4 protein-coding genes and 1 pseudogene are annotated in these 2525 nt (G+C 71.6%); all 5 read left to right on the top strand.

Annotated features, from left to right (window positions below):
* A pseudogene (locus C1I97_RS40355) lies at positions 1-254 on the top strand (hypothetical protein); the annotation flags it as partial.
* A gap of 9 nt (positions 255-263) precedes the next feature.
* A complete protein-coding gene (locus C1I97_RS35285) occupies positions 264-680 on the top strand; it encodes a roadblock/LC7 domain-containing protein (protein WP_111007032.1) in 417 nt (138 codons plus the stop codon).
* Positions 677-1036, top strand: a complete 360-nt coding sequence (locus C1I97_RS35280) for a DUF742 domain-containing protein (RefSeq protein WP_111007031.1) — start codon at positions 677-679, stop codon at positions 1034-1036. The genes C1I97_RS35285 and C1I97_RS35280 overlap by 4 nt, the downstream gene beginning before the upstream one ends.
* Positions 1014-1619 carry a GTP-binding protein gene (locus tag C1I97_RS35275; protein WP_111007030.1) on the top strand — a complete coding sequence of 202 codons (606 nt, stop codon included), beginning with the start codon at positions 1014-1016 and terminating at the stop codon, positions 1617-1619. Before C1I97_RS35280 ends, C1I97_RS35275 begins: the two co-directional genes overlap by 23 nt.
* Positions 1616-2525, top strand: a 910-nt coding sequence (locus C1I97_RS35270; RefSeq protein ID WP_111007029.1) for a cytochrome P450, incomplete at its 3' end; no start/stop codon positions are given. The genes C1I97_RS35275 and C1I97_RS35270, both read left to right, overlap by 4 nt.

Genomic DNA, 2525 nt, shown 5'->3' with positions numbered 1-2525 from the left:
CCCCCTCGCGACACCCCGCCCCCGACGCGGCCGAGGACACCGCGCCGTCGCAGCTCCCGCAGCGGCGCTCCCTGCGGGGCACACCGAAGACCGCCTCCTCGGCCGCGGCGGCGGATGTCTCGCCGGCCTTGACGCCGCAACAGGCGGCGAACTGGATGAGCGCCTACTTCCACGGAGGACGGGGCGCGGACCCGGATCCGGGTGACACGGCCGGTGACGCCGGCGACAACGTCCGTAACAACACGCAGGAGTGAGGAAGACCGATGACGCAGGACCAGCACATGACGCAGGAGCGGAGCTGGATGGTCGCCGACGTCACGTCGGTGCAGGGGGTGCGGCACGTCGTGGTGCTGAGCTCGGACGGGCTTCCGGTGACATGGTGCGACCGCACCGACCGGGAGACCGCCGACCGGCTGGCCGCGGCCTGCTCCGGACTGCAGTCCCTGGGCAAGAGCCTGGCGCAGGAGTTCGGCTCCGGAAACCAGGCGGTGCGCCAGCAGTTGACCGAGTGGGACGGCGGCTTTCTGTTCATCCGCTCCGCGGCCACCGGCTCGCACCTGGCGGTGGTCACCGAGGCGGTCGTCGACCCGGCCCTGGTGGCTCAGCAGATGCAGGCCCAGGTCCTCAAGCTCGGGGAGCGGGGGCTGGCGACTCCGGCCCGCCAGGAAGCCCAGGCATGAGCAACCCCCAGGAGTACCGGGACGACCCGCTGCGGCCGTATGTGCTCACTGGGGGGCGGTCGCGGCCGACCCGCAACACCCTGCGGGTCGACACCCTGCTGCTGGCCGACCCGGACAAGCCCCTGCCGGTCTCGGCCAGCCGTCAGGAGCGGGCACTGCTGACGATGTGCGCGCGGCTGCTCTCCCTGGCGGAGGCCGCCGTCCACCTGGAGCTTCCGGTGAGCATCGTCACCATCCTGGCGTCCGACCTGGTGGACTCCGGACATCTGCAGGCGCGTTCGGGTATCCCGGCCGCCTCCTCCCCCGACCCGTCACTCCTTGAGGAGGTACTGCATGGTCTCCGCAAGCTCCGCTGACCGCTACCTGCCCCCAACCGTGCAGCAGCCGGTGAAGATCCTCGTCGTCGGCGCCCTCGGCGTGGGCAAGACCACGCTGGTCGGCTCGGTCAGTGAGATCCGGCCGCTGAGCACCGAGGAGACCATGACCGAGGTCGGCGCGGGGGTGGACCGCCTGGCCGGTCTGCCGGACAAGCACACCACCACGGTCGCGATGGACTTCGGCCGTATCACCCTCAACGACCGTCTGGTGCTGTACCTGTTCGGCGCCCCGGGTCAGCGCCGCTTCTGGAACCTCTGGGAGGGCCTCGCCGAGGGCGCCGTGGGGGTGCTCGTCCTGGTCGACACACGCCGTCTGGAGGACAGCTTCGAGGTGCTCGACCAGCTCGAACTGCGCGGAGACACGCCCTTCGTCGTGGCGGTCAACCGCTTCCCCGACAGCCGGCGGTACAGCGAGCAGGAGCTGCGGCAGGCGATGGACCTGCTGCCCGAGACCCCGATCGTGGAGTGCGACGCCCGTGACCGGACCGAGGCGATGGATGTGCTGATCGCCCTCGTCCAGCACGCGACCGACCTCTCCCTCACGCGAAAGGTGGCCTCATGACGCCCTCGCCCCCGCCGGGCTGCCCGGCCCGCGCCACGACGGCCGGGCTCACCTCCCTGTCCGAGGTGACGGCGGCCGCCGATCCGCACGGCGTCTACCGCCGGCTGCGCGAGGAGTGGGGCGACGTCGCCCGTGTGGAGCTGGAACCCGGTGTGTCCGCCTGGCTCGTGATGGGCTACCAGGAGCTGCTCACCATCACCCGCAACGAGCAGCTCTACTCCCGCGACGCACGCAACTGGGGCGACTTCCGGACCGGTGTGGTCGCCCCGGACTCCGGGCTGGGTCCGATGATGTTCTGGCGGGCCAATGTCATCGGCGCCGACGGGGAGGAGCACCGGCGGCTGCGCCGGCCGCTGGACGACGGGGTCAGCGCGATCGACCAGCGGCGGATGCGGCGGTCGGTCCAGGCGATGTGCGCCGACCTGATCGCCAACTTCGCCGGCCGCGGCAGTGCCGACCTGGTGGCCGAGTACGCGCAGTCCATACCGCTGCTCGCCATCGCCGCCCTGTTCGGCCTGGACATGGACGAGCGGTACGAGCTGCTGGCCGGTCTGGCGGCCCTGTTCGGCTCCGCCGACGACTCGCAGGTCGGCAACCGCCGGTTCGAGGAGATCCTCGCCGACGTCATGAACGCCCGCCGGGACGCACCCACCGACGACCTCACCTCCAGGTTCCTCGCCCACCCCGGCCTGCGCGACGACCCCGAGGTCCTGCAGTCCATGGTGGTGATGATCTCCGCCGGGCAGGAGACCACCACCATCTGGATCGCCCGCACCCTGGAACTGATGCTCACCGACCCGCGCTTCGCCGGACGGATGCGCGGCGGGCGCCTGGGCGTCGACGACGCCCTGGACGAGGTGCTGTGGCGCCACCCACCCATGACCCACATGCCCGCCCGCTACGCGC

This window comes from Streptomyces sp. NTH33, from assembly GCF_003236365.1.
Lineage (GTDB): Bacteria > Actinomycetota > Actinomycetes > Streptomycetales > Streptomycetaceae > Streptomyces.
Note: the sequence above shows the minus strand (reverse complement) of the source record. Positions and strands in the feature narration are given on the sequence as shown.

Excerpts from the sequence above, each read along its gene's own strand:
- C1I97_RS35275 (WP_111007030.1), top strand. The coding sequence starts at position 1,014 with ATGGTCTCCGCAAGCTCCGCTGACCGCTACCTGCCCCCAACCGTGCAG.
- C1I97_RS35280 (WP_111007031.1), top strand. The coding sequence starts at position 677 with ATGAGCAACCCCCAGGAGTACCGGGACGACCCGCTGCGGCCGTATGTG.
- C1I97_RS35285 (WP_111007032.1), top strand. The coding sequence starts at position 264 with ATGACGCAGGACCAGCACATGACGCAGGAGCGGAGCTGGATGGTCGCC.